Below are 710 nucleotides of genomic sequence, written 5' to 3' on the forward strand. Positions count from 1 at the left end.
CTCGGGTCGGCGCTGAAGACGTTGGCGATGTTCACCGTGCCGGCCACGAGGTCCTGCACGGTGGTGTCGCCCGTGGCGACGAAGGAGACGTCGACGCCGTACACGTCCTTGAGACCCTGCGGGCCGTAGGGGCGCTGCTCGAGCTCCGCCGGGCCGCCGAGCGTGAGCGGCACGTCGAGCCCGGCGAGGTCCGCGAGGCTCGTGAGGTCGTGCTCCGTGGCGAAGGCCTCGGTGACGTTGTACGAGTCCTGGTCGGTCGCGCTCGACTGGTCGAGGACCGTGAGCCCGTCGGGCAGCGCCTCCTGGAGCGCCGCGTAGACGTCGTCGGGGGACGTCGCGGTGGTCTCCGGGTCGAAGAACTGCAGCAGGTTGCCCGTGTACTCCGGGAAGAGCTGGATCTCGCCGTCCTCGAGCGCGGGCATGTAGGCGTCGCGCTGGCCGATCGAGAAGTTCCGCTCGACCGTGAAGCCCTGGGCCTCGAGAGCCTGGGCGTAGATCTCGGCGATGATCTCGTTCGAGTCGTAGGCCTGGGAGCCGATGACGATCGTGTCGGACGAGGCGTTGCCGTCGGACGCCCCCGTATCGGCGTCGAGCGGGTCGGACCCGCCGCCGCAGGCGGTGAGCGTGAGGACGGCGGTCGCTGCTGCCGCGACGAGTGCGGCGGTGCGTCGGGTGCTGCGCATGTGTCTGCCTTTCTGAGGGCCGTCCCG

At 70.4% G+C, this 710-nt stretch carries 1 protein-coding gene; it reads right to left on the bottom strand.

The window, feature by feature from the left end; translation table 11 throughout:
• A partial coding sequence (locus G3I78_RS46585) for an ABC transporter substrate-binding protein (RefSeq protein ID WP_164436647.1) occupies positions 1-683 on the bottom strand: 683 nt, incomplete at its 3' end.
• Positions 684-710: the final 27 nt, after the last annotated feature.

The organism is Streptomyces sp. SID13726 (assembly GCF_010548375.1).
Classification (GTDB): Bacteria; Actinomycetota; Actinomycetes; order Streptomycetales; family Streptomycetaceae; genus Streptomyces.